Here is a 25,182-nt window from a genome sequence, read left to right on the forward strand (position 1 = left end):
ATGGCCGGCCATTCACAGTTCAAGAACATCATGCACCGCAAGGGCCGCGTGGACGCGGTCCGCTCCAAGGTCTTCGGCAAGCTCGCCCGAGAGATCACCGTCGCGGCCAAGCTCGGCACCCCGGACCCGGCCATGAACCCGCGCCTGCGTGCCGCGGTGCTCGCGGCCCGGGCCGAGAACATGCCCAAGGACAATATCGAGCGGGCGATCAAGAAGGCCGCCGGTGCCGACGGCGAGAACTACGAGGAGATCCGCTACGAGGGCTACGGCCCGGGCGGCGCCGCGCTGATCGTCGAGGCGCAGACCGACAACCGCAACCGCACCGCCTCGGACGTGCGCTCCGCTTTCACCAAGTCCGGTGGCAGCCTCGCCGAGACCGGAGCGGTGGCCTTCATGTTCGACCGCGTCGGCGTCATCGCTTTCCCGGCCTCGGTGGCGGATGCCGATTCGATGCTGGAGGCAGCGATCGAGGCGGGAGCCGACGACGTGCGCTCGGACGCGGACGGTCACGAGGTGACCTGCGCGCAGGATTCCTATGGCGAGGTCGCCAAGGCCCTCGAAGCCCGCTTCGGCGAGCCGACCCGCACCGGCCTCGTCTGGAAGGCGCAGAACACGATCGACGTCGATGACGAGACCGGCGAGAAGCTGGTCCGCCTGGTCGAGGTGATCGAGGATCAGGACGACGTGCAGAACGTCTACGTCAACTTCGCCCTCTCCGAAGCCCTGATGGCGAAGCTTCAGGGCTGAAGCGCATCTTCCTCCACGACGGCCGGAACCAGGGTTTCCGGCCGTTGCCAGGAGGAGGGCTGGTCGTCGGAGCCGGTGCCGAGGGGGCACTGGACCATCACGCTGTCGCTCCAGCGGCCGTATTTGTAGCCGATCGCCGGCAAGTACCCGACTCGGGTGAAGCCGCAGGCCTCGTGCAGGCGCAGGCTCGCCTCGTTGCGGGCATCGATATAGCCGATCATCTGCCGGTATCCGCCCGCGGCGCAGGCCTCGATGAGCGCCGGCAGCAGCCGGCGCCCGATCCCCGCATGCAGGTGGTCGGGATGCACGTAGATCGAGTGCTTCAGGGTGTAGCGATAGGCCGGCCGCTTGCGGAACGGCACGGCATAGGCGTAGCCCGCCACCGCGCCGCCCCGCTCGGCGACGAGGTGGGGCAGGCGCTTCTTGCGCATGTTCTTGCGCCGCCGCTTGAGGTCGTCGGGCAGCAGGCGCTCCTCCTCGAAATCGCCCGTGTCGCCGACGCCCCTGCGGATATGGCACTCGTAGATCGCGATCATCGCCGGGACATCGGCGTCCGACGAGGGGCGGATCACGATGTCCTGGCCGTTGAGGAACCGCGCTGCGCCCTCCGCCATCAGGCGCCCTCGCGCAGCACGTAGGTGTGGAAGCGGATCCGGCCGTCCGGATCGACCTCGCGGTAGACGCCCTGGATCTCCGCCTCGAAGCCCGGGAACAAGTTCGCCGAGGCCTCGAACATCTTGAAGTAGTCGAGCATGGGCTTCGCCCGCGCGTCGAGCCGCTCGCCCGGCAGCACGGTGCCGATGCCCGGCGGGTAGACCAGCATCAGGGTGGTGGCGATGCGCCCCTCGGCTTCCGCGATCGGCACGTAATCGACCTTGTTGCGGGTCAGCATCTGGGCGGCGGCCTTCGGCGCCATCACCATCTCGGGCAGGTGCTCGGGCATGAACTGCTTGCGCTGGAGGGCGGAGGTGTTCGCCTCGCGGTGGAAGTTGTGGAAGTCGGCGCAGAGGTCGCGCAGGCGCACGCCCCGGTAGCGCTTCGGCCGCCGGCCAACGAATTCCGGCATCGCCTCTTCGAGCAGCACGTTGTCGTCGTGCAGCCGCTTGAAGGCGACGAGGCCCGAAATGAGGGTGCCGGCTTTCGAGGATTCGACGCCCGGCGTGAGCAGGAAGAGCAGCGAGTTCAGGTCGTTCTTCTCGGCGACGATGCGGTTTTCACGCAGGTATTGGGCCACGATCGGGGCCGGGATGCCGTGCTCGGCATATTCGCCGGTCTTACGGTCGAAGCCGGGAGTGAGAACGGTGAGCTTGTTGGGATCGGTGATGGCGTAGCCCGGCGCCACCTTGGTGAAGCCGTGCCAGGAGGCGCCGGGTGTCAGCTCCCAGTACCGGGCGTCGTTCGCCAGCGCGTCGGTCGCGATACTCTCCCAGGGAACCTCCGTGCCTTCGGGGCCGGTCACCACGTCCGGCACGAAGGGATCGAAGAACCAGCGCCGCTTGGGATCGGCCTCGTTCTCCTCGAACTCCTTGCGGATGGCGCGCACCTTCTTGCGCCATTCGATGCCGAGCCGGATCGTGTCGTCCCACAGCACCACGCCGGAGCGGCCCTTCATCATCTGGGCGCCCACGTCGAGGGAGGCGAAGAGCGGGTAGAACGGCGAGGTGGAGGCGTGGACGAGGAAGCTCTCGTTCAGCCGCTTGTGCTCGACCCGGCGCGTCTGGCCGCGGATATGCCCGTCGCGGGTGTGGATCTGCGAGGCCTGGCTGAAGCTGGCGAGCTGCTTGTGGGTCGATTGGGTGGCGATGATGCCCGGCGAGGTCTCGTCGAGCCCGGTCAGGCCCATGGCGAAGCGGCGGGCATAGAGCGGATGGAACTTCATGAAGCCCGCCCAGGCCTCGTCGAACAGGATGTAGTCGCAGAGGTGGCCGATCTTCTCGACGATCTCCTGCGCGTCGTAGATCGTGCCGTCATAGGTGCACTGCTCGATGACGGCGGCGCGGAACGGGCGCTCCCGGCGCCAGGCTTCCTTGTCCTTCACCAGCGGGTTGTCCCGGATCTTCTCGCGGATCCGGGTCTCGTCGAGGGCCTCGTGATAGATCGGCCCGATCAGGCCGAAGGCGTTGCGGTCCGTCTCCAGGAAGATCGGGATGCCGCCGCCCAGGAACAGGGCGCCGTGATGGGCCGCCTTGTGGTTGTTGCGGTCGAACAGCACGAGGTCGTCCTCGGCCACCAGCGCCGAGAGGGCGATCTTGTTGGAGGCCGAGGTGCCGTTGAGGACGAAGTAGGTCTTCTCTGCCCCGAAGATCTTGGCGGCCTCCTTCTGCGCCTTCAGGGCTGGGCCTTCGTGGGTCAGCAGATCGCCGAGATCGAGCACCGAGTTGTCGAGGTCGTCGCGGAAGATCGCCTCGCCGAGATGCTCGACGAAGATCCGGCCGATCGGCGAGCGGTTGTAGAAGATGCCGCCATTGTGACCCGGGCAGGTCCAGAGCTGGTTGCCCTCCTCGGCATAGTCGACGAGCGCGCCGAAGAAGGGCGTCTTCAAGGTCTCCGCATATTGGGTGACGCGGGAGACGAGGTTGCGGGCGATGAACTCCGGGGTCTCCTCAGCGAGGAAGATGTAGCCGTCGATGAAGTCGAGCAGCTCGACGGGGATGTCCTCAAGCCGCTTGCGCCGGACCATGATGACGATCGGCATTTCCAGGCCGCGCTTGCGCATCATGTCGATGAGCGCCGCGGCCTTGCCATCGAGGCCGCGCTTGCCCCAGTCGACCACGAGGCAGCCCACCGCGGCATCCGTCTGCACGGCGATGGCCGCGTCCTCGACGCGCCGGGCGCGCACCACCTCGAAGCCGCGCTGCTCGACCGCCGCCACGATCTGCGCGACCCGCGCGCCTTCGAGATCGTCCGGGTCGAAGGCCGGAGCGCACATCAGCACGGTGAAGCGGCGGTGGAAATCCATTGAGCCCGGTTCTCCTCGCGAGGGGATGCCAGCCTTTCCGGCGCATCCGCGACGTTTCGATGACAGAGGGTGGAATACAGAGGCGCGCCTGCCCGTGCGAGCATCACGGCTCGGCGGCTCGCGACGATCGGCGCAGGCAGGTGCGGGAACAGCTTGGGATCGGTCCGGTTGCCGGAGGAACCTCAGGGAGTTCCGAGACCCGCCTCATGCCGAACGATCCGTTGAAGAAATACCCCCGTCCGCCCTTCGAGGGCCAGCCGCAGAGTTTCCCCGGGAAGACGGCAAAGATGACGCCCGAGCCTGACCACGGCGAGGAGAGTTACCGCGGTTCGGGCAAGCTCTCCGGCTTGGCGGCGCTTATCACCGGTGGCGACAGCGGCATTGGCCGGGCGGTGGCCATCGCCTATGCCCGCGAGGGCGCCGATGTAGCCATCTCCTACCTGCCCGAGGAGCAGAAGGACGCCGAGGCGGTCGCTGGCTGGGTCGAGAAGGCGGGGCGGCGCGTGCTGCTGCTGCCGGGCGACCTCAAGGATCCGGCCTATGGCCGCGAGATCGTTGCCCGCACCGTGGAGAGCTTCGGCCGCCTCGACGTTCTGGTGAATAACGGCGCCTTCCAGCAGCCCAATGACGGGATCGAGGCGATCGAGGATACGATCTTCGAGGACCACTTCCGGACCAACGTCTTCGGCGCGTTCTACGTCACCAAGGCGGCGGTTCCGCATCTGAAGCCGGGCGCCTCGGTGATCTTCACCTCCTCGGTGAATTCCAAGCACCCGATGCCGACGCTCCTCGCCTACAGCGCCACCAAGGGCGCCCTCAGCAACCTCGTGCTCAGCCTTGCCCAGCTCCTGGCGGAGAAGGGCATCCGCGTGAACGGGGTACTGCCGGGGCCGATCTGGACGCCGTTCATCCCCTCCGGAATGCGCGAGGAGTCGGTGAAGAGCTTCGGCAGCCAGGTGCCCTTCGGCCGCCCCGGCCAGCCGGCGGAACTCGCCTCCGCCTACGTCATGCTGGCGGTGGAGGAGAGCAGCTACACCTCCGGTGCCCTGGTGACGGTGGCCGGTGCCATGCCGGTGCTCTGAGTGCCGACCCTAAAAGCAAAGAAGCCGCCCCGGATCCCGGGGCGGCTTCTTTTGCGTTCGGTCGCTGCGCGCGACTCGAACGAGCTTACTTGATCTTGGCTTCCTTGAAATCCACGTGCTTGCGGGCGACGGGATCGTACTTGCGCATGGTCAGCTTCTCGGTCTGCGTGCGCGAGTTCTTCTTGGTCACGTAGAAGTAGCCTGTGTCGGCGGTCGAGACGAGACGGATCTTGACGGTAACGGCCTTGGCCATGTGTGGCTCCTGAAGCGGTGCTCAAGCGCCGGCCGGTCTCGCGAGAGGACCGCCACGGCGCTTCAAGGGTGAGGGCATTCCGCTTCGCGCGAAACGCAAAAGGGCCGGGGAAGCCCGGCCGAACTCGCGGGCGTGAATGCCCGATCGGCCGCTCTTCGTCAAGGCGAAGGGGGCGTTCAGGCCGGCGGGTAGGTGTGCTCTTCGGCCGGGAAGCGCCCGCTGCGCACCTCCTCCGCATAGGCCTGTACCGCCTCCTCGATATGGGAGCGCAGGGAGCCGTAGCTCTTCACGAATTTCGGAGAGCGGTCGGACAGGCCGAGCATATCCTCCAGCACCAGGATCTGCCCGTCGCAATGGGCGGTGGCGCCGATGCCGATCGTCGGCGTGGTGATGGCCGCCGAGGTGGCGATGGCCTTGGCCACCGGCTCGACGATGCCCTCCATCACGATGGCGAAGGCGCCCGCATCGTTGATCGCGCGGGCGTCTTCCATCAGGCGACGCTCGCTCTCGGCGGTGCGGCCCTGGACGCGGAAGCCGCCCATCGTGTTCACCGATTGAGGGGTCAGGCCGATATGGCCCATCACCGGGATGCCACGCTGGACCAGGAATTCGACGGTCTCGGCGAAGCGGGCGCCCCCCTCCATCTTGATCGCGCCGGCGCCGGTCTCCTTGAGCACGCGGGCGGCGTTCATGAAGGCCTGCTCGCGGCTCGCCTCGTAGGAGCCGAAGGGCATGTCGACGACGATCAGGGCCCGGCTGGTGCCGCGGATGACCGCCTGTGCCTGCAGAATCATCATCTCCAGGGTGACGGGCAGGGTCGATTCCATGCCGTGCATCACCATGCCCAGCGAATCGCCGACGAGGATGAAGTCGCAATGGGCATCGAGGATGCTCGCCGTGTGGGCGTGATAGGCGGTGAGCGCGATGATCTTGCGCCCCTCGGCCTTGCGGCGCGCGAGGTCGACGGCCTTGACGCGGCGGGATTGCACGAGCTGCGACATGGCGGAACGCCCTTCCTGCCGCTCGAGACAGGCGAGTGCCGCAACGGATTCGCGGCGCTCGACGGAGCGGCGTTACGATGCGGTGCCTATAAGCGGATTGCCGGCCGTTGCCCATTCCTTGGGCCGATGCGCCGGTAGAGGCGAGCGACCCGGAGGGGCCGCTGCGACCGATTTGGGTAACGATTGACCCGTTCCCAGGCCCTTTGCGGGCGTTTCCTCCCTGGACTTCGGACCGCCTCCGGGCCTGCCTTTTTTCTGCCACAACCCGGCCCCTGTCAATCGGTCACAGGGGTTCGATGCACTTGAATTTGCTGAAATTTCAGACGTGAGCCGGTTTGCCGGCGAAAGCGGCGCGAACGGGGCTCAGAGGGTTTTCTCCAGAAGAGATTCGATCCACTCCGGCTGCGTCTCGCCGACGGAGCGGCCGACCTCCCTGCCGTTTTTGAAGGCGATCAGCGTGCTCTGCATGGTGGCGCCGAAGCGGCGGACCAGGGGTTTCTGGCTGTCGAAATCGATCTCGAACAGGGCGAGATCCTTGTAGCGGGGCTCGGCGGAGAGGCGGGCGAGAATCGGCTTCTGCGCCTTGCAGATCGGGCACCAGGGCGCGTTGATCGCGACGAGAATCGGGCGCCCGGCGGCCTGCGCCGCTTCGAAGCCGGCTTCGTCGAAGGGAAGCGCGGCTCCGAAGCCGGCTTCGAGGCCGGCTCCGAGGACGAGGAGGCTGAGGAGAATCGATCGGCGGTCGAGCATGGAACCCTCAGCGTTGCGCGGCGCCTCCGCTCGCGCCCCAGGCCGGATCCGGCTTGAGCACGCTCGTCTCGTGCGCGTCCTGCCAGCCCTCGATGCCCGACGGGAACCAGTGCACGTTGGTATAGCCGGCGAGCACGAGCCGCTTGCCCGCGTTCCAACTGCCCCAGCATTCCGGATGGCAGAAGGTGACGATGGCGCGGGCCTTGTCGCCGCCGGTCAGGTCCTCGACGCGCTTGAGGAAGGTCGCCTCCCGTTCCGGCGGCAGGGGCACTGCGCCGGCATTGGGGAACCAGACCGCGCCGGGGATCGAGCGGTGGGCCGGGAACCAGGGCCGGTCCGGCGGCAGGCCCTCCGGCTTGCGGTCGGCCAGCGCCACGTCGATCAGCACGGGCTTGGCCTCCGCCTGGAGCGCCTCCAGCGCGGCGAGGTCGACGACCTTGGCGCCCTTCAGCGTCGGCGGGGTGTAGCCGCGCTGCGGCCCGGTATAGAGGCCCTCCGGCTCCGGCACGTCGACCGGCGAATTGGCCGGCCCCGCCGCTCCGAGGAGCAGGGCGAGGCCGGCAAGGGCGGCGAGGCGAAGGCAGGCCTGCATCATGTCCGCCCGCTCAGTTGCTCGGCGAGGGGGCATTGAAGGTCTGCTCCCAGTGCCCGTCCTGGTTGTCGGAGGCGACGACCTTGATCGGGCCCTTGCCCTCCGGGAGGAAGGCGAAGTTGATCACCGGGTTCGAGGCGATGGAGATGTCGCCGTCGAGGTGGAAGATCAGCTTGTCGCCGTAGGAGACGTCGAGCTTGTTGATGTAGCGCGCCGGCGTGTAGTCGCGGGTGATCTGGTTCATCTGCATGCCGGAAAAGTTCGGGTGGCGGACCATCAGCGTCGCCTCGACCGGCTTGCCGGGGGCCGGCTCGCCGCCGAACTTCATGCGCATCTCGCCCATGCCCTTCATGGCCTCCTCGTCGCTCATGCCCATAGGCGCGGAGCAGCCGCCCGAGGCCTTCACGAACTTGGCGGATTCGAAGAGCTTGCCGTCCTTCGTCTCCACGACGGCGTGGACGTTCGTGTAGTTGTTTACCCGCACCCGGAGCTTGATCTCGCCCGGGTCGGCCGCCGGGCCGAAGGTGAAGTGGGCGGCGTAGGGCGACGGATTGTCGTCGATCACGAAGGAGAGCGCCTTGACCTTGTCCTTCTCGGGCATGGTCAGGGTGATCGGCACCAGGGCGGCGTCGAGGGCGCGGGCGGGGGCGTCGATCTTCACGACGTTCTCGCCGGCTTCGATCGCCCGGTCGCCGAAGATGGAGGTCTTCACCTCCTTCCAGCGGGCGGCGCGCTCCTCGTCGGAATCGGTGGCGCCGGCGCGCGCCTGGCCCGTGTTCAGCGCCGCGGCCGACAGGGTCAGCCCGAGGGCGAGGATCCAGTTCTTCATGGCGTGAACCTCCACTCCAAATTGACGTAGCCCCGCCTCATTCCCACTCAAGCTCTTTATAGGCCTGCGTGACGTTGCGGCCGTTATAGGTGTCGAACAACGCCCATTGGCCGCGCTCGGACTGAGCCACCGTCGCCACCGCCTGCTCGATCGGCAGGCCGGTGGAGATCGCCTTCCGGGTCTCGTCGCGCAGGGCACCGAGATAACGCGCGAGGTTGGCGGTCTCGGGCGCGAAATCGACCAGGGTGGGGCCGTGGCCCGGCACGGCACGCGTGGCGCCCATCGCCCTCAGCACCTCGATCTCCTTGAACCAGCCGAGCAGGCTGCCATCGAGGGAGGGGATGCGGCCGACGAAGAGCAGGTCGGCGGGAAACAAGAGGCCGCTCTCGTGGTCGAGCATCGAGAGGTCGCTGCTGGTATGGGCGGCGCCGTGGGCGTGGAAGCTGAGCCGGCGCCCGCCGAGATCGATCTCGGCCGAATCCTTCACCGTCATGGTTGGGTAGACCACGGTGCCGGCCTTGTCCTCGCCGAGGATCTCGGCGAGCCGCTTGCGGTAGAACTCGCCGCGGGCATCGAGGGCCTCGCGCAGGCTCGCATGGCCGATGAAGGTCGGCTTGTCCGCGGCGAAGGCGGCCGCGCCGAAGCAATGGTCGGGATGGACGTGGGTCAGCACCACGTAGCGGATCGGCTTGTCCGTGCGCTTGGCGATCTCGGCCCGCAGCCACTGCCCATCGGCGAGGCTGCCGCCGGATTCGGTGACGAGCACCCCGTCCTTGCCGACGATGAAGCCGATATTGGCGATGGCGTCGTCGTTCTCCGGCGTCGCCTCCGCATCGGGGCCGCGGCGGATGAAGGTCCCGGGGGCCACCTCGTCGAGGGCGAACGATTCGGCGGCCCGTCCCAGGGTCGGCAGGCAGCAGAGGCAAAGGCCGCCGAACAGGGCCTCGCGCCGGGAGGCGCGCCCGAAGGGAGGACGCTCCGCGGTGGCGACACCGTTTCCGACCGCTCCCGCAGCCATCGACCATTTCCTCCTGATTTATATTGCTACCATCTAGTAGGTAGATTTTTGCCGCGTCAAGTGCGAGACCTAGCTTTCCAGGGATCCGACACGGTCACTGTCCCGTGATCGGCCCTCGCGCGACGACCCGAAGACGACCCCGACGACGCCCATGAGAGACACCCGTGCCGAGCTTCTGGTCCAGGCGGAGATCCTGGTGCGGGGCCGTGGCTATTCCGGCTTCAGCTATGCGGACCTCGCGGAGACGGTGGGGATCCGCAAGGCGAGCATCCATCACCATTTCCGCACCAAGGAAGACCTGGCCCGCGCCCTGATCGAGGCCTACGACGCCCGCTACGACGCGGCGCTCGACACGATCCTGAGCGAGACCGGAGATGGGCTGGCGCGGATCGCGGCCTATGCCCGGCTCTATCTCCTCGGCGTCGAGCAGGGGCTCGGCTGCCTCTGCGCGGCTTTGGCCGTGGAGCTCGACACGCTGCCCGCCGCGCTCAAAGGCGACATCGCCCGCTTCTTCGACAAGCATATCCGCTGGCTGGAGCGGGTGATCGGGGAGGGCGTCGCCAGCGGCACGCTCCGCGCCGACCTCGACCCGCCCGCCCAGGCCCGGATGGTGGTGGCGACCCTGGAGGGCGCCCTCCTGCTGGAGCGCCTGCTCGCCGGCCCGGAGGGGTTCGGCAATGCCGTCCGGGCCCTGACGGAGGCGTTGAGGCCGCGGTGAGGGGGCGATTCCGGCGGAGCCACCTCCGGCGACTCCCCCTCACCGCCGCTCCGGCTTCGCCGTCGCGTCCCGCATGGACGACGAGGTCCATGCGGGCCTCTCCCCGGTGCGGGGAGAGGGGGAATGCAGCTCAAGCCGCTCCGATGAACCGGAGACCGGCCGGGTCTTCAGCCCAGCAACCCGCTCACAAGAACCGCGCCGGGTCCGTCTCGGGGCGGGGGGAGCGGACGTCCATGCGGTTCCACCAGCCGCCGCCGAGCGCCTGGAACAGGGCGGCAGTGTCGGCATACTGGTTGGCGCGGGCGCTGGCGGAATTCACCAGCGCCGAGAGATAGGCCTGCTGCGCGATGAGCAGCGTCGCGCTGTTGACGGCCCCGGCCTCGAACTGCTTGCGGATCAGCCCGACGCTCTCGCCGGTCGCCTTCTCCGCCGCGCCCGCGGCCGCGACCGCGTCGGCATCCGATTGCAGCGCCCGCAGCACGTCGGCGACGTTCTGGAAGGCCGAGATGACCACCGCCCGGTACTGGGCCTGGGCCACGTTGAGCGCCTCCTCGGAGGCCCGCTGCCGCCGGTAGAGCGTGCCCGCGTCGAAGAGCGGCTGCGCGATGGTGCCGACGATGCCGTAGAAGCTCGCCGCCGAGGTGGCGAGCTGGGCGATGCGGGTGGCCGAGGAGCCCCCATTCGCGGTGATGGTGAACTGGGGCAGCCGGTTCGCCACGGCGACGCCGAGATCGGCGCTGGCCTGGTGCACCGCAGCCTCCGCCGCCTTCACGTCCGGCCGCTGCTGCACGAGGCTGGAGGGCAGGCTGACCGGGAGCTTGGTCGGCAGCTTGAGGCTCGCGAGCGTGAAGGTCTGGGTGACCTCCTCGCTCGGGAAGCGGCCGACCAGGGCGGTGAGCAGGTTGCGCTGCTGGGCGAGCTGCTTCTCCAGCGGCGGCAGGAGCTGCTGCGAGACCGAGAGCTGGGCCTGCTGCTGCACCACGTCGGCCCCGGCGACCTGCCCGAGGGAGAGCTGCTTGTTGTAGAGTTGCAGCACCTCCGTCTGCGCCTGGATCACGCGCTTGGTCGCGTCGATCTGCGCCCGCAGGGAGGCCTCCTGGATCGCGGCGAGCACCACGTTGGAGGTGAGGGTGAGATAGGCCGCCTCCAGCTGGAAGCGCTGGTTCTCGGCCTGGGCCTCCAGCGACTCGATCTGGCGGCGGTTGCCGCCGAACACGTCCGGCGTGAAGGCGACCTGCACCTGCGGCGTGTAGAGGCTGTAGAGGAGCTGGTTGGGATTCTGCAGCGGGCTCTGCAGGTCGCCGCCCGGCACCTTCTGGCGCGAGGCGAGGCCGTTGAAGCCGACGGTGGGGAAGAGCGTGCCCTTCTGCGCCAGGATGTTCTCGCGGGCCATGCGCAGGGTGGCCTGGGCCGCGTCGAGGCTCGGATTGTTGGCGAGCGCCTCCTCGACCAGGCGGTTCAGCGCCTTGGAGCGGAACAGGCGCCACCACTCGCCGGGGATGTCGGCCCCATGCACGAAATCCTGGTCGGCCGAGCCGCCCTGGCTCGTCGCCACGCCCGCGGCCGCGCGCGGGTCCTTGAGCGGGCCCTTCGTGTAGCCGGCGACCTGCGGATCGCTCGGGGCCACGAAGTCGGGACCCACGGCGCAGCCCGCCTGCGCCAGCGCGGCGAAGAGCGCGAGCGCGGCGGCGGCGAGGCTGCGCGGCCGTCCCTGAAGCATCCTGGCGCCCGCTCCCCGATCGCGTGCCGACGCCCCGTAGAGGCGGGGGAGGGGCCCGCCTGTCAACGCGGCTCCGGCCGCATGGGGCCTGCCGCGGCGGGGCTGTGGCCTGGGCAACACGGCGGATTCTTTCACGCGGCGGCCCTCGCATGGGCGCCGGGCTGGGCGGCAGGATTCGGGCGGCGGCGGGAGAACAGGCCGATCAGCACCGGCACCACCACGAGGATCAGGTTCGGCGCGAGCAGGATGCCGCCCACCACCACGAGGGCCAGCGGCTTCTGCACCTGCGAGCCGATGCCGGTGGAGACCGCCGCCGGAAGCAGGCCCACGCAGGCGGCCACGCAGGTCATCATCACCGGCCGCATGCGCACGTTGGCGGCGTTCCAGACCGCCTCCGTCCGGCTCTGCCCCTCCTCGAGGAGCTGGTTGTAATAGGCGAGCAGGATCACGCCCTCCATCGTCGAGATGCCGAACAGGGCGATGAAGCCGATCGCCGCCGAGATCGAGAACGGCGTGCCCGTCAGCACCAGGGCGAAGATGCCGCCGATCATCGCCATCGGGATCACCGAGAGGGTGAGCAGCATGTCGGAGACGGAGGAGAAGTTCACGAACAGGAGCAGGGCGATCAGGGCGAGGGTGATCGGCACCACCACGCTCAGGCGGGCCACCGCTTCCTTGAGATTGGTGAACTGGCCGACCCATTCGAGATGGTAGCCGGCGGGCAGCGCGACCTCCTCGGCGACCCGGCGCTGCGCCTCGATCACGGCGCTGCCGAGGTCGCGCCCGCGCACCGAGAACTTCACCGGGATGTAGCGCTCCTGATCCTCGCGGTAGATGAAGGCCGCGCCCGAGACGAGCTCGACGGTGGCGATCTCGGAGAGGGGCACCTGGAGGACGCTGCCGTTGCTGGCGGTGGCGCCGATGGTGATGTTGCGGATCGTCTCCAGGGAGCGCCGGTATTCGGGCGCCAGGCGCACCCGCATCGGGAAGTGCCGGTCCGAGCCGTATTCGTAGAGGTCGCCCGCGGTCTGGCCGCCGATCGCCGCCTGCACCGTGGTGTTCACGTCGCCCGGTGCGAGGCCGTAGCGGGCCGCCTTGCGCCGGTCGATGTCGATGCGCACCGTCGGCTGGCCGAGGGAGGTGAAGACGGCGAGGTCCTCGATCCCGGGGATGGTCGAGAGCACGCGCTTGATCGCCTCGGCGGTCTTGGTGATCTCGTTGAGGTCGGTGCCGTAGATCTTGACGGAGTTCTCGCCCTTCACGCCCGAGGCCGCTTCCTGGACGTTGTCCTCGATGTACTGGGAGAAGTTGAACTCGATGCCGGGATACTGCGCGTCGAACTTCGCCTGCAGGTCGGCGATGATGTCCTCCTTCGAGATGCCCTTGCGCCACTCGCCGATCGGCTTCAGCGGGGCCAGGATCTCGACGTTGAAGAAGCCCGTCGCGTCGGTGCCGTCGTTGGGCCGGCCCTGCTGCGAGATCACGGTGACGACCTCCGGCACCGCCTGGACCAGCTTGCGGATGCCCTGGACGTAGGAATCCCCCGCCTCCAGCGAGATCGAGCCCGGCATGGTGCCGCGGATATAGAGGTTGCCCTCCTCGAGCTTGGGCAGGAATTCGAGGCCCAGGGTCCGCGCCGCGATGCCGGAGGCGCCGAGCATGGCGAAGATCCCGAGCAGGGCGAGCAGCTTGTTGCGCAGGGCGAAGCGCAGGATCAGCACGTGGCCGAAGCGCAGCAGGCGCACGATCAGCGTGTCCTTCTCCTCCACGTGGTTCGGCAGGATCAGGGCCGAGAGGGCCGGGGAGACGGTGAAGGTCGCGAGCAGGCCGCCGATCAGCGCGTAGGCGTAGGTCTTGGCCATGGGGCCGAAGATGTGGCCCTCGACGCCGGTCAGGGTGAAGAGCGGCAGGAAGCCGACGATGATGATGGTGGCCGAGAAGAAGATCGCCCGGTTCACCTCCATGCCGGCGATGGCGATGGTGGCGAGCCGGCCGCTGAGCCCCGGCGGCGGCGCCTGGCCCTCGCCGTGCTCGGGCTCGGCGCAGTGGCGGAAGATGTTCTCCACCATGATCACGGTGGCGTCGACGATCAGGCCGAAATCGATCGCGCCGAGGGAGAGCAGGTTGGCCGAGTCCCCGCGCAGCACCAGGATCGTGATGGCGAAGCCCAGGGCGAAGGGGATGGTCGCGGCCACGATGATGGCGCTGCGCAAGGAGCCCAGGAACAGCCACTGCACCACGAAGACCAGCACCACGCCGAAGACGAGGTTGTGCATGACCGTGTGGGTGGTGGTCTCGATCAGGCCCCGCCGGTCGTAGATCCGCTCGATCTTCACGCCCGGGGGCAGGATGCCGCCGGCGTTGATGCGGTCGATCTCCGCCTCGACGCGCTTGAGGGTCGGCAGGGACTCGCCGCCGCGGCTCATCAGGACGATGCCCTCGACCACGTCGCTGTCCGCGTCGTGCCCGACGATGCCGAGCCGCGGCGCGCTCGACACCCGCACCTCGGCGACGTCGCGCACCAGCACCGGCACGCCGTTCACCTGGGTGAGCATGGTGTCGCCGATATCGTCCATGTCGCGGATCAGGCCGATGCCGCGCACCACGGCCGATTGCTCGCCGACGTTCAGCGTCTGGCCGCCGACATTGATCGAGGAGTTGTTCAGCGCGGTGACGAGCTGCACCAGGGTCATGCCGTGGGATTGCAGCCGGGCGAGATCGACGGAGATCTCGTATTCCTTGGCCTTGCCGCCGAAGGCGGTGACGTCGACCACGCCGGGAATCGCCTTGAAGCGGCGCTGCAGCACCCAGTCCTGCAGGGTCTTCATGTCCGTGGAGCTGAAGCCCGCCGGCCCGAGCAGCTTGTAGCGCATGATCTCGCCCACCGGGCTCGTCGGCGAGATCTGCGGCTGGGCGCCGTTGGGCAGCGGGGGCAGCTGCGACAGCCGGTTGAGGACGCGCTGGAGCGCCTCCTGATAGGTGAACTCGTAGTTGAACTGGATCTTCACGTCGGACAGGCCGAACAGCGAGATCGTGCGCACCACGGTGGCGTTGGGGATGCCGGCGAGCTGCACCTCGAGGGGGATCGTGATGTAGCGCTCGATCTCGTCCGCGGACTGGCCGGGCACCTGCGTGATCACGTCGACCAGCGGCGGCACCGGATCGGGATAGGCCTCGATGTTGAGCTGGGTGTAGCTGGCATAGCCGATCCCGAGGGTCATCAGGAACAGCAGGAACACCAGCACCCGCTGGCGCAGGGAGAAGGCGATCAGCGCGTTCACGACGCCTTCTCCCCGCTCGCCGCCCGGTCGATGAACAGGGCGCCGCGGGTCACGATGGATTCGCCGGGCTTCAGCCCCTCGACGACCTGCACGAAGTCGCCGTTGGTGAGCCCGAGCTTCACGTCCCGGGCCTCGACCGCGCCATCGGGGCGGGCGACCCAGACATGGGCGCGCTCGCCCTCGTAGACCACGGCGGCGCTGGGCACGCCCGGCGAGGCCCGGTCGTCGCCCGTGACGATGGTGAAGCTCGCGAACATCTCGGGCTTCAGCAGGCGGTCGGGATTCTCCACCTCGCTGCGCACCGCGAGCCGGCGCGTGGCCGGGTCGAGGCTCGCGGCCATGTAGTCAACCTTCGCCTTGAAGGTGAGGCGCGGCAGCCCGACCACCCGGGCCTCGACCACCTGGCCGATCTTGATCCGGGGCACCTCGCTCTCGCGGACATTGGCGATGAGCCAGACCGTGGAGAGATCGCCGATCACGAAGACCGGATCGCTGTTGGAGGAGATGTACTGCCCGACGCCCACCTTGCGCTGGACGATGGTGCCGGCGATCGGCGCCCGGATCTCGGTCTCGGAGCTGAGGGTGCCGTTCCGCTCGAACTGCACGATCTCGGCGTCGGTCTTGCCCAGGAGCCGCAGGCGGTTCTTCACCGCCTGGAGCGAGGCTTCCGCCGTGCCGAGGTCGCTCTGGGCGGCGATGACGTCGTTCTGGGCGGACTGATAGTCCTTGAGCGCCGTGGCCCGGGCCTGGAACAGCTCCTGCTGCCGGGCGGCGATGGTCTGGTTGAGCTTCAGCAGGGCCTGCGTCTTGTGCAGGGTGTTGAGGGCGGCCTGGTAGTCGTTCTGGGCCTGGACCATGTCCGTGGCCTCCATGGTCAGGAGGACCTGGTTGGCCTTCACGCGGTCGCCCGCCCGCACCAGCACCTTGTTGACGCGCCCGGCATAGGGCGAGGTCACGGGCACGTTGTCGTCGTCGTTGAGGGCGATGCGCCCCTCCGCCGAGCCCTCGGGCCGGAACAGCATCGTCTCCACGGGCTTGATCGCGAAGGCGTTGCGCTGCTCGGCGCTGGGCTTGAACACGCGCAGGCCCGAGGCGGGCTTGGCCTCGGCCGCCTCGTTCTCCGCCGTCTCGCCCTCCTTGACGTCGTGGAGGAGGGCGACCGCCTGCGCGATCAGCTCCCGCGTGCGCTGCGGCCAGATGGCGATCGCGGCGACGCCCGCGACGACGAGCGACAGGAGGAGGGCGATCCGCAGCAGGGCGGAGCGGCGCCCCCGGCGATGGGCGCGCTCGGAATCGATCTGGTCGCGCATGTCCGGCGTGGTCGTGTTTCGGGCGTCCATGGACGGGTCAGGCTCGGCGTCGGATGGGGCGGAAGGCGGTGCCGGATGGCCCGTCCGTGCGGAGCGGCGCTCCCTGTGCACCGAAACCGCGACGGGCGCGCGGGAAAGCGTCGGATTGCCCCATCAGCTTTTCGTGAGCCGCCGGCCGCCGAGACACGGGCCCCCACGGCCATGCCGAATCCGCCCGCGGCCCGCGGCCGTGCGCTGCTGTCCCCCGCTCCACCACGCCCCCGGTGCCTCCTGGAATACGAGCCGGACGGTTCCGCCCCGCCCCGGTCTTGGCAAGCCGATTCCGCTCGCCCGCCTCGCCGGGCCGGCCTTTAGCGACGGCGTGCGCCAATATTGCGACGCTTCTCCCGTCCCCCCGGGACACGCCCTGGGAGCGGCTGCGCCACATCCGAAGAAAGCCGGCGGCCGGTCACTTTCATCGCGGCGTGCTGATACAATATGACAGGGACGACCCCCGTCCCCAGGCACGAAGATCCCCCATGGCCGACCTCTCCACCGACAAGATCCCTGTGACCGTGCTCACCGGCTATCTCGGCGCGGGCAAGACCACGCTGCTCAACCGGATCCTCACCGAGAACCACGGCAAGCGCTACGCGGTGATCGTCAACGAGTTCGGCGAGATCGGCATCGACAACGACCTCGTCATCGGCGCGGACGAGGAAGTGTTCGAGATGAACAACGGCTGCGTCTGCTGCACCGTGCGCGGCGACCTGATCCGCATCATGGACGGGCTGGTGAAGCGCCGCGGCAAGTTCGACGCGATCATCGTGGAGACCACGGGGCTGGCCGACCCGGCCCCCGTCGCCCAGACCTTCTTCATCGACGAGGATGTGGGCAGCGCCGCCCGCCTCGACGCCGTGGTGACCGTGGCCGACGCGAAATGGCTCGCCGAGCGCCTCAAGGACGCCCCGGAGGCCAAGAACCAGATCGCCTTCGCCGACGTGATCCTGCTCAACAAGGCCGACCTCGTCGAGGCGGCCGATCTCGACCGCGTCGAGGGCCTGATCCGCGCGATCAACCCCTATGCCAAGCTCCACCGCACCAGCCGCTGCGCGGTGCCCCTCGACCAGGTGCTCGACCGCAACGCCTTCGATCTCTCGCGCATCCTCGACATCGAGCCCGACTTCCTCGAGGAGGGCCACCACCATCATCACGACGACGACATGCAGTCGGTCTCCGCGCGCATCGACGGCCCGGTGGATCCGGAAAAATTCATGCCGTGGATCTCGAACCTGACCCAGGTGCAGGGGCCGGACATCCTGCGCTGCAAGGGCATCGTCGCCTTCCCCGGCGAGCCGCAGCGCTTCGTCTTCCAGGGCGTCCACCAGATCCTCGACGGCGACCTCCAGGGGCCCTGGAAGGACGACGAGCCCCGCATCTCCCGGGTCGTCTTCATCGGCCGCAAGCTCGACGCCGACGCGATCCGGGAGGAGTTTCTCGCCTGCAAGGCGTGACGCTCCGGGGGCGGAGCCGAGGCAATCCAGGGCGCGACCCCTCCGGAAAAGGCGAGCCCCGGATCGACTCGGCTCCGCCTCGCGAGGACGGGAGCGGTTTCGCTCGCGCTTGCAGGGACGGGGGTGCGATGCCGTTTCCAGCCAAGGGAAGCGGTGGCCGCGCTTTCCTCGCCCCCCTGGGCGAGGGGGACCGCGCGTGAGCGCGGTGGAGTGGGCATGCCGAGCGCCATGCCGGCAACACCGGCTCCGCCCTCTCCGTCCGCTGCGCGGCCACCTCTCCCGGAGGGACGAGGAAAGGCGCCGGCGCCGCTCCTTCGGTCGAGCGGGCCTTCGTGAGACCCGTTGAGAACCGGGCGGTGCCGCCGCCCGGGCAGCCAAATCTCAACCTTTCCGGGGCCATCATGGCCGCTGGAAGGGGCCGGCGTCGCGGGCCCGCGGAGTTCAGGGCATCCCGTGTCGTCCACCAGCGCATCGCCGGAGGCCGGCCCATTCGCGCGCGGGGCCTGGAGCCGCCTGCCCGTGCGGGTCGTCGTCGAGGGCGTGGCCAAGGCGCTGCTCGCGGCCTTCATCTTCTTCGCCTGCTTCGCCTTCTCCGAGACCTCGCCCTACGACGTCGTCGCCATCCCGACGATGCTGCTCTGGCTGATGCTCGGCATCCGGCTGCATCGCGGCATCCTGCCCCTCGTCGGGCTGCTCCTCCTCTACTTCGCCGCGATCACGACGGCGCTGCTGCCCTATGTCGACGAGCCGGTGCCGCTGATGTGGACGATCCAGCTCGGCTACCTCATCGTCACCTGCCTGTTCTTCGCGATGCTGTTCTCCGACGAGACCCATCGGCGCATGGAGCTCGCGCTGCGGGCCTACACGGCGAGCTGCGTCTTCTCCGCGAGCCTCGGCATCCTCGGCTATCTCGGCCTGATCGGGAACGAGGACCTGTTCTCGAAATACGGCCGCGCCTCCGGCACCTTCCAGGACCCGAACGTGTTCGGCTCCTTCCTCACCCTCGGCGCGCTCTACCCGATGCACGCCCTGCTGACGGGCACGGCGCGGCGCCCGTTCCTGTGCGTGCTGGCCACCCTCGTGGTGCTCGCCGGCATCTTCCTGTCCTTCTCCCGCGGCTCCTGGGGCGGCACCGTCGTCGCGGTCGGGCTGATGGTCGCCTCGGTCTTCGTGACGAGCCGGTCGCCGCGGCTGCGCCGCCGCATCCTCACCATCACCGCGGTGACGGCGGCGCTCGGCCTCGTCACCATGGTCGGGCTCCTCTCCGTCGACAGCGTCGCCAAGCAGTTCGAGGCCCGGGCCTCCGTGACCCAGGACTACGACGAGGGCGAGACCGGCCGCTTCGGCAACCAGATCCGCGGCATGGAGATGCTGCTGGAGCTGCCCTTCGGCATGGGCCCGATGCACTGGCGCCAGATCTTCCGGCTGGAGCCGCACAATTCCTATATCGGCAGTTTCGCCAATGGCGGCTGGTTCGGCGGGGCCCTCTTCATCGGCCTCGTCCTGGCCACGGGCTTCGTCGGCTTCCGCCTGCTCGCCCGGGACACGCCGTTCCGGAGCCATGCGCAGATCGTCTGGCCGGCTCTGCTGATGTTCTTCCTGCAGGCGGTGCAGATCGACGTCGAGAAGTGGCGCCACGTCTACATGATGCTCGGCATGATCTGGGCTCTGGAGGCCGCACGCCTGAATTGGGAGTGGCGCGGGCGGTCGATCGGCCTGACCCGTGGCAAGGAGAAGCTTGACGCTTGCTGCACTGCGAAGCCAAATCTGAATTCGCGTGCTGCCGGCTCTTCGGCGCAGCGTGATTCGTCAATTTCCGCGTCGCGTTCGACCTTCGACGCCTCGCACGAGACGCACCTCGGATGAACATTTCGTTGAGCGAGGCGGACCGTCTCGCAGCACTGCACGCGCTCGCGATTCTCGACACCCCAACGGAAGAGCATTTCTCCGCCGTCTGCCGCACCGCCGAGCGCCTGTTCGGGGTGCCCACCGCCCTGGTCTCCCTGGTCGATGCCGACCGCCTCTGGTTCAAGGCCGGCTGCAGCCTGATGCCGGTCGAGATCCCGCGCGAGGGCAGCTTCTGCGATCACACGATCCGCAGCGACACGGTGCTGGTGCTCCCGGACGTCGCCGCCGACCCGCGCTTTCCCCCCGGGCCGATCCGGTTCTATGCCGGCGCCCCCCTGACCCTGAGGCCGGGGATCCGGGTCGGCGCCTTCTGCCTGATCGACACCGCCCCCCGCGACTTCTCCGAGGAGGATGCCCGGGCGCTCGCCGATTTCGCCACGGTGGTGGTCGCCCATCTCCGGCTGCACGAGGCCGGCGTGGTGCGCGACCGCGAGATCGCCACGCGCCGCTCCCGCGATCAGCTCATCGCCGCCCAGAGCGCGCGCCTGATCCAGCGCGAGCAGGCCCTGGCGGGGGCGAATTGCGCCCTGACGCTGGCCGAGGAGATCGCGGAGATCGGTCATTGGCGCGTCGCCTTCGCCGACGGGTGCCAGCACTGGTCGGACGGCTTCTACCGCGTCCTCGGCCTGCACCCGGGCACGCCGCGGCCACCCCTGTCCGAGATCGCGTCCATCTTCCATCCGGACGACCGCGCCCGGGTGGCCGAGCTGGTCGAGGGGGCGCTCCGCGGGCGGCTCAGCTACGACTACGAGGCCCGGATCGTCCGGCCCTGCGGGGAGGTGCGTCACGTCGCGGTGAAGGGCGTCTGGGAGACGGACGCGGCGGGCGGCGCGATCGGCCTGTTCGGCACCATCATGGACGTGACCGAGCGCAAGACCGCCGAGGCGGCGATCGCGGAGAGCGAGGCGCGCTATCGCGGCCTCGCCGAGGCGCTGCCCATCCTGGTCTGGGCGACCCGGGCGCGGGACGGTCAGGCGATCTACGCCAACGCCGCCTTCCAGACCTACTACGGCCCCCTCGGGCCCGAGCGCGTGGAACGGATCAGCCGCAACCATCCGGACGACCAGGAGCGCATGGAGGAGGCTTGGCGCCGCGCGGTCGAGACTCGCTCGCCCTTCACCGTCGAGGGGCGTCTCCGGCGGCACGACGGGGCCTATCGCTGGCACAAGCTCCTGATGATCCCGATCATCCGGGCCGGCGACGAGCCCGTGGAATGGCTGGGCACGGCCATCGACATCGACGAGATCGTCACCGCGCGCAAGCGCCTGGAGGATGCGCACAGCCTGCTGCGCATGGCCCAGGAGGTGGCGGGCGCCGGCGCCTGGGATTGGGACATGGTCACCGGCATCGGGGTGCTCAGCCCGGAGAGCATGCAGCTGTTCGGGCTGACCGGGGCGGCGCCCACGCTCACCGCGGCGCAGTGGACCGAGATCCTGCATCCGGACGACCGCATGTCGACCTGGGACGCGATCAAGCAGGCGGTCGACACGCGCTCCGTTTACCAGGCCGAGTTCCGCATCATTTCCGGGACGACCGAGCGCTGGATCCAGGCCCGCGGCCGGACCTTCTACGACGAGGAGGGCCGCCCCTACCGGATGGCCGGCCTGCATATCGACGTCACCGGCCAGAAGAAGGCCGAGGCCGCCCTGCAGGCAGCGACCGCCGCCGCCGAGGCGGCCCGCCTGGAGGCGGAGCGGGCGAGCGCCGCCAAGAGCGAGTTCCTCGCGGCCATGAGCCACGAGATCCGCACGCCGCTCAACGGCATCCTCGGCTATGCCGATCTCCTGCTCGAGGAGCCGCATCACACGCCGGAGGACCGCCGCCGCCTGGAGCTGATCCAGGGATCGGGCAACGCCCTGCTCACCGTCGTGAACGACGTGCTCGACTTCTCGAAGGTCGAGGCCGGCCAGCTCAAGCTCGATCCGGTCGTCTTCGCCCTGCACCCCCTCATCGAGGACACGGTGGCGATCGTGCGGGGAGCCGCCCTCAAGAGCAGCCTCGCGGTGACCTGCCGCCTCGATCCGCGCCTGCCGAAGCGGGTCGTCGGCGACGGCAACCGCCTGCGGCAGGTGCTGCTCAACCTGCTCAACAACGCGGTGAAGTTCACGCCCTCGGGCTCGGTGAGCCTCGTGGTGCGGCCGGAGGGGCGCGTGCGCCTGGCCGATGGCGAGGCCGCCACCGCGATGCGCTTCGAGGTCACCGACACGGGCATCGGCATCCCCGAATCCCTGCAGGACCGGCTGTTCAAGCGCTTCAGCCAGGTCGACGGCTCGATCAGCCGCCGTTTCGGCGGCTCGGGACTGGGCCTCGCGATCAGCCGCCACCTCGTCACCATGATGGGCGGCGAGATCGGGGTGCAGAGCCGCGAGGGCGAGGGCTCGACCTTCTGGTTCACCCTGGCGCTCGCCGATTCCGAGACGCCCTCCGCCTCCGCTCCGGCCCCCGCGGCGGAGACCGCGGCCGGATCTGCCATGGACGCTCCGGCCGTGGCCCCGGCGCGGCTGCTCCTCGCCGAGGACGTTCCGATCAACCAGGATCTGGCCAAGGCCGTGCTGACCTTGCGCGGCTGGCAGGTCGATGTGGCCCAGGACGGGGCGGAGGCGCTGGCAAAGGTCCAGGCGAGCCTGGAGCCCGGGCAGAGGCCCTACGACCTCATCCTCATGGACGTGCAGATGCCGGGCATGGACGGCGTCACGGCGACGCGCCGGATCCGGCAGCTCCCGTCACCGGCCGGCGACATGCCCATCCTCGCCATGACGGCGAACGTGATTCCCGATCAGGTAGAGGAACTGCGCGCGGCCGGCATGGACGACCACATCGGCAAGCCGTTCAAGCGCGCGGAGCTGCATGCGCTGGTCGATCACTGGCTGGAGAAGGGGCCGAGGCGGCGGAAGGCACCCTCGGGCGGAAGCGGCGCGGACCCCCAGGTTCTCGATGGCTCGGCCTATGCCTCGGTCCGGGCCGCCGTCGGTTACGACCGGGTGCGGATCCTGCTGACGCTGCTCGAGACGGATATCGCCCTGCGCTTTCCCGCGCGGCCCGTTCCCGTGGGAATCCCTGACCGGAAGAAGCTCGCCGAGGACGCCCACGCCGTGGTCTCGGCCGCAGGCGCCCTCGGCTTCGTCGGCATCTCGCGACTCTGCCGCGAGATCGAGGCCGCCTGCCGTGACGGCGGCGACCTCGACGACCTGTTTCCGCGCTTCCTGACGATGCGGGACGAGACGCTCGGCGCCATCCGTGTCCTGAAGGCGGCGTGACGCTTGCGGGCCTGGCCCGCAAGGGAAGCAAAGAAGCCTTGGAGACCTGTGCCGGCCGCTATCCTCAGCGGGTGGCGTTCGCCTGGGCGGCGATATCGTCGAACATCACGCCGGAGACGCCGAGAGCGGTCATGACGAGCATGCCCACCAGGGCAACCGCGCAACCGTAGGATACGAACTCGGAAAACTTCATCGACACTCCTTTTCCTTCCCGATCGTGAGGCTCGGCTCCGCCGCGAAGCGGCACAGCGGTTTCGAAAGGCTGTAACGTGCAATGCAGCAAAAGGTTCGGCCGGCGTCAAATCTCTGAGATTTTGCGCTAATGTCCGAAATATGCTGCACTATTTCGTCACGATCGACCGTCGCACAGGCTTGAGCTTTGTGCGGTGCGTCGCAACACACGGACGACCATCGAATTTAATCTGCCCCAGGACTCGAAAGGCGATCGTGTCGCACCGCACGGCGCGAAAGGACCATCCAAGGTTGTGGTCTTCGGGGCTCGTGCGGCGACGGGCGCGCGACAACGCTCGGATGGCACAGGGCGCATCCGGTCAGGGCGCTGGGGAGCTCTCGGCGTGGGACCGCGCGGCCGCAGCCGCTCGGAGGGATCGAGGCGGGGTATCGCCCAGCCGGTGATTCAGAGCTCGCGGCCCTCGACGTCGGGCGTCAGCCGCTCGATCGCCTTCTGCAGGACGTCCCATTGCGGGTAGATCGCCGCGGCGCGCCGGAAGGCCTCCAGCGCGCGCGCCTTGTCGTCCTGGGCGAGGTAGAGCTTGCCGAGGGCTGCCCAGGCCTCGAAGTGGCGCGGCTCCAGCACCAGGGCGTGCTGGAGGTCCGCGATGGCGCTCTGCGGGTCCGACAGGCGGAAGAACAGGGTCGCCCGGCGGTTCCAGCCCTCGGCCCAGCCCGGCTCCAGGGTGGTGGCCCGGTCCATTAGCTCGACGGCGAGGGGAACGTCGTCGCCGGCCATGGCCTGGCGGGCACGCTCGCTGAGCAGATCGACGGTGGCGCTGCCCGAGCGGGCGAGTCGCCGCTCGATCATGCCGGCGATGGCCTTGGCGCTCGCCGGCTCGTCGGCCTCCTTCAGCCGGCCGTAGAGCTCGTCGAGGCTCATGGGCGGATGCGGAGGCTTGCGCGGCACCTCGCCCGCGAGGGCCGGAAATGCGAAAAGCCCGCCCAGGACCAAGCCGAGGCGAGCCGAATTCATGAGCCTGAGCAGGAGGAGGGCGAGGCCGGGCATGGCCGGCAGGCTCTCACCCCCGCGATGCCGCGTCAACGCGCTGCGCCGACGCGGGGCCGGGCTTCAGCCCTGGCGCGCCTTGAAGCGCTTCTGCGTCTTGTTGATGACGTAGACGCGGCCCTTGCGGCGAACGAGCTGGTTGTCGCGGTGACGGCCGCGCAGCGACTTGAGCGAGTTGCGAATCTTCATCGGTCTTCCGTCGGCGCGGTCCTGGCCCGGCCGCCTGTGATATCAGTGTGTCGCGGGTACGGGGTGCCGCGAAGGACGCCCCGGCGATGGCAGATCACGCATCGCGGAAAGGCGGTCGCCATACCAGACGCGGAGCGGGTGTGGCAAGGCGGTGCAGGCTCTTGCGGCCCCTTCTTTAAGCTTTCGCGGCTTCAAAGCGACGCTCAGCCGGTCCCGGGGGTGCGTGAAAGCGGTAACGGTGGCAGGGTCGATCGATGCTGGTGTTTCTCCTGATCGCCGCGTTTCTCGGCGTCCTGATTCTCATCGTCGTTCGACGGCGCCAGCTCGAGCTGCTCTGGACGGTCGCCTGCATGATCGGGGCCGTGCTCATCCTGATTCTGATGCAGGATTCGGGGCTCCTGCCGGGGAGCGACGGCCCGCTCCGGCATCTGCGGCCGCAATCGCCCCTCGATGCGCCCCTCGCGGCCCCCTCGGAGCCGCCTGCGACCAAGCCCTCCGAAGCCCCTCCGCGTTGAGGGGCCTCCACCGGTTTCGCCGCGGCGTTCTGGAACGCGGATACGGTCTCGCGTCTTCTCGATGGCGCGGTGCCTGGCCGGCGGGGGCGGCTCCGTGCGTTCCCTCCGCGCCCGCCGGAGCATTCCATGCGCAGCCTCATCGTCCTGATCGTGATCCTGGCCGCGGGCTTCGTCCTGGCTGCGATGTTCATCGCGCCGAACCAGCCGGAGCTGCGGAGCTGGTACCAGACCAATGCCTGTCCGCATCTCGACAAGATCAGCCCGAAGATCTGCGAGCCGATTCGCAAGGCCGGCAACCCCGCCGAGCCGACCTGAGCCGG

Annotated in this window: 22 protein-coding genes; 8 read left to right on the top strand and 14 right to left on the bottom strand. The window is 68.9% G+C overall.

Features of this window, described 5'->3' with window-relative positions:
- The gene (locus MMB17_RS12845; protein WP_238312277.1) at positions 1-747 is read left to right on the top strand and encodes a YebC/PmpR family DNA-binding transcriptional regulator; all 747 of its coding nucleotides are present in this window, start codon (positions 1-3) and stop codon (positions 745-747) included.
- Here the strand turns inward: MMB17_RS12845 and MMB17_RS12850 are convergent.
- Positions 738-1,361 (bottom strand): GNAT family N-acetyltransferase, encoded by a 624-nt coding sequence (locus MMB17_RS12850; protein WP_241099020.1) that lies wholly within the window; start codon positions 1,359-1,361, stop codon positions 738-740. The genes MMB17_RS12845 and MMB17_RS12850 overlap by 10 nt on opposite strands.
- On the bottom strand, positions 1,361-3,706 hold the full coding sequence (locus MMB17_RS12855) for an Orn/Lys/Arg family decarboxylase (protein WP_241099021.1): 2,346 nt from the start codon (positions 3,704-3,706) through the stop codon (positions 1,361-1,363). Before MMB17_RS12855 ends, MMB17_RS12850 begins: the two co-directional genes overlap by 1 nt.
- Before the next feature lie 206 nt (positions 3,707-3,912).
- Here MMB17_RS12855 and MMB17_RS12860 point away from each other — a divergent pair, with 206 nt between their 5' ends.
- Positions 3,913-4,788, top strand: a complete 876-nt coding sequence (locus MMB17_RS12860) for an SDR family oxidoreductase (RefSeq protein WP_241099022.1) — start codon at positions 3,913-3,915, stop codon at positions 4,786-4,788.
- 85 nt (positions 4,789-4,873) lie between these two features.
- On the opposite strand, the gene rpmG is transcribed toward MMB17_RS12860, so the two are convergent.
- From rpmG to MMB17_RS12890, 6 genes are all read right to left on the bottom strand, one after another.
- Positions 4,874-5,041: a 50S ribosomal protein L33 gene (gene rpmG / locus MMB17_RS12865; protein WP_238312271.1), complete on the bottom strand. Its 168-nt coding sequence runs from the start codon at positions 5,039-5,041 to the stop codon at positions 4,874-4,876.
- A gap of 176 nt (positions 5,042-5,217) precedes the next feature.
- On the bottom strand, positions 5,218-6,042 hold the full coding sequence (panB, locus tag MMB17_RS12870; RefSeq protein ID WP_241099023.1) for a 3-methyl-2-oxobutanoate hydroxymethyltransferase: 825 nt from the start codon (positions 6,040-6,042) through the stop codon (positions 5,218-5,220).
- Between the two features lie 363 nt (positions 6,043-6,405).
- The gene (locus tag MMB17_RS12875) at positions 6,406-6,792 is read right to left on the bottom strand and encodes a thioredoxin family protein (RefSeq protein ID WP_241099024.1); all 387 of its coding nucleotides are present in this window, start codon (positions 6,790-6,792) and stop codon (positions 6,406-6,408) included.
- A gap of 7 nt (positions 6,793-6,799) precedes the next feature.
- Positions 6,800-7,384, bottom strand: a complete 585-nt coding sequence (locus MMB17_RS12880; protein WP_238312266.1) for a rhodanese-like domain-containing protein — start codon at positions 7,382-7,384, stop codon at positions 6,800-6,802.
- A gap of 13 nt (positions 7,385-7,397) precedes the next feature.
- The gene (locus MMB17_RS12885) at positions 7,398-8,213 is read right to left on the bottom strand and encodes a quinoprotein dehydrogenase-associated SoxYZ-like carrier (RefSeq protein WP_241099025.1); all 816 of its coding nucleotides are present in this window, start codon (positions 8,211-8,213) and stop codon (positions 7,398-7,400) included.
- A 37-nt stretch (positions 8,214-8,250) separates the two neighbouring features.
- Positions 8,251-9,231 carry a quinoprotein relay system zinc metallohydrolase 2 gene (locus MMB17_RS12890; protein WP_241099026.1) on the bottom strand — a complete coding sequence of 327 codons (981 nt, stop codon included), beginning with the start codon at positions 9,229-9,231 and terminating at the stop codon, positions 8,251-8,253.
- A 151-nt stretch (positions 9,232-9,382) separates the two neighbouring features.
- Here MMB17_RS12890 and MMB17_RS12895 point away from each other — a divergent pair, with 151 nt between their 5' ends.
- Positions 9,383-9,949: a TetR/AcrR family transcriptional regulator gene (locus MMB17_RS12895; RefSeq protein WP_241099027.1), complete on the top strand. Its 567-nt coding sequence runs from the start codon at positions 9,383-9,385 to the stop codon at positions 9,947-9,949.
- A 184-nt stretch (positions 9,950-10,133) separates the two neighbouring features.
- On the opposite strand, the gene MMB17_RS12900 is transcribed toward MMB17_RS12895, so the two are convergent.
- From MMB17_RS12900 to MMB17_RS12910, 3 genes are all read right to left on the bottom strand, one after another.
- Positions 10,134-11,669: an efflux transporter outer membrane subunit gene (locus MMB17_RS12900; protein ID WP_241099028.1), complete on the bottom strand. Its 1,536-nt coding sequence runs from the start codon at positions 11,667-11,669 to the stop codon at positions 10,134-10,136.
- Positions 11,670-11,800: 131 nt separating this feature from the next.
- On the bottom strand, positions 11,801-14,950 hold the full coding sequence (locus tag MMB17_RS12905) for an efflux RND transporter permease subunit (RefSeq protein ID WP_241099029.1): 3,150 nt from the start codon (positions 14,948-14,950) through the stop codon (positions 11,801-11,803).
- Complete coding sequence (locus MMB17_RS12910) at positions 14,947-16,290, bottom strand: efflux RND transporter periplasmic adaptor subunit (protein WP_241099030.1); 1,344 nt, start codon at positions 16,288-16,290, stop codon at positions 14,947-14,949. Before MMB17_RS12910 ends, MMB17_RS12905 begins: the two co-directional genes overlap by 4 nt.
- Before the next feature lie 488 nt (positions 16,291-16,778).
- On the opposite strand from MMB17_RS12910, the gene MMB17_RS12915 reads away from it, so the two are divergent.
- The 3 genes from MMB17_RS12915 to MMB17_RS12925 all read left to right on the top strand — a co-directional run bounded on the left by MMB17_RS12915 (position 16,779) and on the right by MMB17_RS12925 (position 22,918).
- Positions 16,779-17,753: a CobW family GTP-binding protein gene (locus tag MMB17_RS12915; protein ID WP_238312251.1), complete on the top strand. Its 975-nt coding sequence runs from the start codon at positions 16,779-16,781 to the stop codon at positions 17,751-17,753.
- Between the two features lie 453 nt (positions 17,754-18,206).
- On the top strand, positions 18,207-19,619 hold the full coding sequence (locus MMB17_RS12920) for an O-antigen ligase family protein (RefSeq protein WP_241099031.1): 1,413 nt from the start codon (positions 18,207-18,209) through the stop codon (positions 19,617-19,619).
- On the top strand, positions 19,616-22,918 hold the full coding sequence (locus tag MMB17_RS12925) for a PAS domain-containing protein (RefSeq protein ID WP_241099032.1): 3,303 nt from the start codon (positions 19,616-19,618) through the stop codon (positions 22,916-22,918). The genes MMB17_RS12920 and MMB17_RS12925 overlap by 4 nt, the downstream gene beginning before the upstream one ends.
- 64 nt (positions 22,919-22,982) lie before the next feature.
- On the opposite strand, the gene MMB17_RS25260 is transcribed toward MMB17_RS12925, so the two are convergent.
- From MMB17_RS25260 to ykgO, 3 genes are all read right to left on the bottom strand, one after another.
- Positions 22,983-23,111 carry a hypothetical protein gene (locus MMB17_RS25260; RefSeq protein WP_276518025.1) on the bottom strand — a complete coding sequence of 43 codons (129 nt, stop codon included), beginning with the start codon at positions 23,109-23,111 and terminating at the stop codon, positions 22,983-22,985.
- A 444-nt stretch (positions 23,112-23,555) separates the two neighbouring features.
- Positions 23,556-24,158 carry a tetratricopeptide repeat protein gene (locus MMB17_RS12930; protein WP_241099033.1) on the bottom strand — a complete coding sequence of 201 codons (603 nt, stop codon included), beginning with the start codon at positions 24,156-24,158 and terminating at the stop codon, positions 23,556-23,558.
- A 63-nt stretch (positions 24,159-24,221) separates the two neighbouring features.
- Positions 24,222-24,347 (bottom strand): type B 50S ribosomal protein L36, encoded by a 126-nt coding sequence (gene ykgO / locus MMB17_RS12935; protein WP_003601867.1) that lies wholly within the window; start codon positions 24,345-24,347, stop codon positions 24,222-24,224.
- Positions 24,348-24,601: 254 nt separating this feature from the next.
- Between ykgO and MMB17_RS12940 the strand changes: the two genes are divergently transcribed.
- Together MMB17_RS12940 and MMB17_RS12945 are read left to right on the top strand one after the other, a co-directional pair.
- On the top strand, positions 24,602-24,862 hold the full coding sequence (locus MMB17_RS12940; protein WP_241099034.1) for a hypothetical protein: 261 nt from the start codon (positions 24,602-24,604) through the stop codon (positions 24,860-24,862).
- Positions 24,863-24,988: 126 nt separating this feature from the next.
- Positions 24,989-25,177, top strand: coding sequence for a hypothetical protein (locus tag MMB17_RS12945; RefSeq protein WP_241099035.1), 189 nt, complete (start codon positions 24,989-24,991; stop codon positions 25,175-25,177).
- The last annotated feature ends 5 nt before the right edge of the window (positions 25,178-25,182 follow it).

It is taken from the genome of Methylobacterium organophilum, assembly GCF_022533465.1.
Taxonomy (GTDB): domain Bacteria; phylum Pseudomonadota; class Alphaproteobacteria; order Rhizobiales; family Beijerinckiaceae; genus Methylobacterium; species Methylobacterium organophilum.